Origin of the sequence: Streptomyces sp. NPDC046900 (genome assembly GCF_040644975.1) — a bacterium.
Taxonomy (GTDB): domain Bacteria; phylum Actinomycetota; class Actinomycetes; order Streptomycetales; family Streptomycetaceae; genus Streptomyces.
In genome coordinates this window covers 1-4,658 of the sequence record NZ_JBEYXD010000199.1, presented here as the reverse complement: position 1 = coordinate 4,658, position 4,658 = coordinate 1, and the positions used below count along the sequence as shown (strand labels likewise).

The following is a 4,658-nucleotide window of genomic DNA, read 5'->3' as shown; positions in this document are numbered from 1 at the left end:
GTCGCCCGAACACGATTGACTTCATGTGCGTCCACCCCCTCACCATTCCCCTGAACAAGGTCGACACACAGACCTAACGGAGTCCTACTAGTGCTGTGACCGGGAAGGTTCGCCGGGGCGATAGCTTCGCCTCGATAGTCTGCACGGCGTGATCAACTCATACGCGAGCTCCGACGATGCTGCAGTCGCTATAGCCGGGGCGCGGGCCGGCGCGGACGTGGTCCGCAACATGTACGGCCAGCGGCTCAATCGCATCGACAAGGGTGCCGGGGACTTTGCCACCGCCGCCGATGTGGAGGCCGAGAAAACGATCCTCGGCGTCATCAGTGCCGCACGGCCCGATGACGCGGTGCTCGGCGAGGAAGGCGGGCAGCAGGGCGCCGCCGACGCTGTGCGCCAATGGTTGGTGGATCCCCTGTGCGGCACGCTGAACTACGCCGTCGGCAACATGCTGGTGGCCGTCAACGTGGCGCTGCGCGATGAGGCCGCGGCGGTGGCCGACCCGTTCAGCGGCGAGGTCTTCTTCACCGACGGAAAGACCGCCTGGGTGCGGCATGACGGGGCCGACGACGCACTACTGACGCCCACGCCCGCTACCCGATTGGTGGACGTCAACCTGGATCCGCCGTTCCCGAGTGCGCCCGGATTCCGGGCCGTGGATCTGCTGGCCCACCCTGAATTCGTCGAACGTTTCCGGCCGCGCGTCGTATCCACGACGCTGGCGCTGGCCTGGGTCGCTGCCGGCAAGCGCGCCGCGTATGTCACCGATGGCGGCGACCTCTCCAGGAGCGTGCACTTCGCGGCCGGCATCGCTTTGTGCCGGGCTGCCGGCTGCGTTGTCACCGGGATCGACGGTGCCCCGATCGGCGAGGCGGGTCGTGGGCTTGTGGTCGCCGCCGACGATGAGACCCACGGGCTGCTGATGTCGATGATGCGCAGCCGAAGCTGATGGTGTCACGCATGGGTTTCGCCGGGCTGGGTCAGGCTGCGACGTGGAGGGGCCTGCCGCCCCAGCGGATGCCCTTCTCCCTGCGGATCCGGGCACGTTCACGGCTTTGAGCTGCGAGGACATCTGGGTGGCGGGCGTTGGCGTTGCGCCAGTGCAGGTAGGCGTGGAGGGCCCGCGTCTGCGTGGTGTGGTTGCGGTGGTTGGAGTTGGCGACGGTGAACTGCCGCAGTGGTCCGAAGTGGGCCTCGAGCGAGTTGGCCCAAGACGCATAGTCGGGGTGAAGCACAGGTTGACTTTGTTCTTCTTCGCCCAGCGACGGATTATGACGCCTTTGTGGGCGGACAGGTTGTCCAGGCTGACGTAGATCGGGGCGCCGTCCGGGCGGGCGGTCCGGATCGACTTCAGCGGGGCCAGCGTGTTCGCGGCGCTCTTCTTGCGGCGGTTGACGCCCCAGAGGGTGTCGTCGCCGATCGAGTAGCAGCCGTGGAAGCAGCGAACCCCGTGGGTGCGGTGGTACGTCGCGGGATGCCGTTCGGGCCGGCCTTGCTCGGCCCAGCATGACCCGGCGGTGGGCCGGATGCCGAGTGGCCCGAACTCGTCGAACGCGCATACACGGTCCGGGAAACGCTCCAGCACCTCCTCGATGCGGTCCAGCTTGGCGTCGCGCTCCGGGTCGGGTGACTCCTTCCATGTCTTGGTCCGCTGGAAGGTGACGCCGCGGCGGGCGAGCAGGCACCGTGACGCCTCGCGGCCGATCCGGATGACACGGCCGTGCACTTTCCGGAGGTAGGTGGTGAGTTTGCGATCGACCAGCGGGTGCACGGTTGGCCGAGTTCGGTGGGGCGGGTGGTGGCCGTCTGCACGACGAACTCCTCGTCGTCAGGGCTGAGCAGGCGGGGACGGCCTCCCGCCCACCGAGGTCCAGGCATGCCAGGCCGATCTCGTTGAACCGGTGGATCACATCCCGGACGGTGTCCTCGTCGGCCTGCACCAACTGCGCAATCACCGGCCCCCGGTTGCCGCCGGCCGAAGCCAGCAGCATCATCGCGCGCCGGTAGCGCACCGAACACGTGCCGCCCCGGCGCACGATCTGCTGCAGCTTCTGCCCCTCCTGGTCGGTCAACCTGCTCACACGGGCAAGCTCAGCCACCACGCCCCCAGCAGTCGGAGCGGACGTCACCGTGCATGCAACCGCCCGGACGACCGCCCCGGCGAACCTTCCCGGTCAGAGCTCTGCTCGCCGAGCGGCGGCGGTTTCCAGGCAGTTTGACCTGCATCAGTGGTGTTCGACGTAGACGCTGAATTCGGTGGCGTGGTGGGCCATGCGGGTTTTCCATGGGGTGTGGTCGGTGCGGGCGATCGCGCCCCCCGGCCACACGACATCGCTGGCCCAAGGATGGGCCACGGCACCCCGCACCGTCCCCGGTACTGCGACCAGAATGGCCGCCGTGAGCAGACGGTCCATCTCCGGCCGGGCAGCTGCCGGGGGCGCGCCGTCGGCGCGGCATCTGCTCCCGCTCGCGGAGCCTGGGATTCCGGCGCGTGTGCGTGGACCGCGGCACAGCGGGAGGCCTACGCCACTGGCCTCGGGGACGACAGGCGCTGATCGCGATGTCCGCCGCCTCAAACTGCTCCTAGGCCGACCAAGATCCTGGCACCTGGCTGCCGTCGGCTGAAGGCTACCGCTGCGGGTATGTGACCGATTGGGTGGCCGACAATACCCGCTGGCACCTGAGCATTGAGGCGGGTTGGGCACTCGGCGAGACCCAGGCAGCCCTCGGCCCGCTCATCACAGAGCAGGTGGAGCTCATCCAGCTCACAGGCCAGGAGCCGAAGCTCCCGGATTGCCTACCCACTGGCCCGTCCGGGACCTGCCAGTGGCACGCACTCGGCAGCCACCTGCGGCGTCAAGACGTGGATAGGCGGTGACCAGGATGCAGCAACCGAACCAGGGCCGCGCCGGCACGGCTGAGCACGATGCGCACTGCAAGAGCACCCTGTGCTGCCGGTGCCAGCTTCGCGCCTGGGATACCCACGTCGGCAGCGAACGCCTGGCTCCGTATGCGCGAGGTGCTGGCATTCCACATCGGCTCCGCTCCCACCTGCGCGAGTACTACCCAGGCGCCCTGCAGGCGTTCACGGCGCCGGCACACTGGGCCTCGACTGCAAACACGCCCGCGCGGTTCCGGCTGCGGCACCCACTCCGGCGTCGGCGGCCCGGTTCACCCGCGGGCGCTTGACTGGGTCATTGAAACTCCAGCCCAAAGCCGCTACGCCGACCTAGTGGGCGTGTGGCTCAGGTCACTTGCATCGAACCGATTACTTCATCCTTCCTCTCCGGTCATATCGAGCGCACATCCACTCAACACGCGACGATGGGACACTGACGATATGACTGAAACCGTGAAGGGTCCTGCCAGCTACTTTCCTTCGATTGAAAAGAAGTACGGCCGCCCCATAGCGGAGTGGAAGGACCTCATACGTTCGTCGGCCCTGACGAAGCACATGGAACTCGTCTCCTGGCTCAAGTCCGAACACGGACTCGGCCACGGCCACGCCAACGCCCTTGTCGCCCACACCCTCGCCGAGGACAGCGGGAAGTGAACCGTCTCCTCTCCGTGCCCTGAGGGAACATCGTCATGGCCCAGCACGGCCGTGACCCGCATACGGCGTCTTCCAAACCAGCTACGGCCCCGGGAATGGGTTCGCGGGGCCGTAGCTGGGCCATTGAAGGGTGCTCAACAACGACCAACGCTGACAACCAACGACGGCTGAGCCACAGGCCGCAGCGTTGACCGATTGCGTAGCCGCAGGTCAGATACCCGGCCCTTCACTTCTTCGGCTGTAGATCGCGATCTTGCTAGTGGGGTGCGACTGGGCACGACAGCTGTCACCAGCCCTACACTCCGGCCATGCCGATCCAGCCCCGGTCCGCAAGCTCCGCTGAGGAGCAACTGTCGATCATCGATGCCTTGATCGCTCTGCCGTTCCCCGAATAGGAAGGCCAGTCGAAGACGCAACACGGATGGGGCGGGCCCGGGTACCACATCGGTGTTCTCCGGCGGAGCCGGGACTTCTGGGACGCTCCTGGCCCGGAGACGTTTACGGCGGCCGAGGAGGAGTTGGAGGCAGACCTCACCGTGCTGGTCAGGATGTTGGCTGGGCGTTGGGGCAGTCCGACCGTGGTCGATCTGTGGCCCTATCTCGGGCTCGACAACCCGGACTACCCAGACATCGAGGAGGCGCCCGAGCCCCTGGGCTCCCTGTGCATGCTTGCTGGGAGCATGCAGATGTGGCGGGTGTCGTCTACTGGTCGCTGGCTCGGGCTCACCATCGGCCAAGTCGATCGAGAGCTCCCCTTCGAACTGCTCGCCGCCGTCGGCGAGGCCTCCACGCTTCCGAAGTGAGCCGCGGGACTCTGCCGAATGAGACAGCCCTTGTGAAGACCGCGTGCGGCGGCTGACACCAGCGGCTGACACCACCAAGCACGGACAGCAGCGGTCGACGCCAGACCCCAGTGAACGATCGGCCGAGGCACGGGGGCGATTCGTCGATGTAGGCAGACTCCTGTGATCGACTTCCCAATGACGTTGTCAAGCTGTCGCCGTGACCGGAGGTATGGCCTGGTAACACCGTCCGTCACGTAGGAGGGCCCACAGAACGTTGACGCGTCGGCGGGCGAGGGCCAGCACAGCCTGGGTGTGCCGTT

Annotated in this window: 4 protein-coding genes and 1 pseudogene; 3 read left to right on the top strand and 2 right to left on the bottom strand. The window is 67.0% G+C overall.

Features of this window, described 5'->3' with window-relative positions; translation table 11 throughout:
* The first annotated feature begins 148 nt into the window (after positions 1–148).
* Complete coding sequence (locus ABZ904_RS50610) at positions 149–949, top strand: inositol monophosphatase family protein (RefSeq protein WP_361006416.1); 801 nt, start codon at positions 149–151, stop codon at positions 947–949.
* 31 nt (positions 950–980) lie between these two features.
* Here the strand turns inward: ABZ904_RS50610 and ABZ904_RS50605 are convergent.
* Positions 981–2,099, bottom strand: a pseudogene (locus ABZ904_RS50605) (IS630 family transposase).
* Between the two features lie 126 nt (positions 2,100–2,225).
* On the bottom strand, positions 2,226–2,414 hold the full coding sequence (locus ABZ904_RS50600) for a hypothetical protein (RefSeq protein WP_361006313.1): 189 nt from the start codon (positions 2,412–2,414) through the stop codon (positions 2,226–2,228).
* 926 nt (positions 2,415–3,340) lie between these two features.
* Between ABZ904_RS50600 and ABZ904_RS50595 the strand changes: the two genes are divergently transcribed.
* Positions 3,341–3,553: a DUF4287 domain-containing protein gene (locus ABZ904_RS50595; RefSeq protein ID WP_359401446.1), complete on the top strand. Its 213-nt coding sequence runs from the start codon at positions 3,341–3,343 to the stop codon at positions 3,551–3,553.
* A gap of 518 nt (positions 3,554–4,071) precedes the next feature.
* Entirely contained in the window at positions 4,072–4,356 is a 285-nt protein-coding gene (locus ABZ904_RS50590) for a hypothetical protein (RefSeq protein ID WP_361831031.1), read from the top strand.
* Positions 4,357–4,658 lie beyond the last annotated feature (302 nt).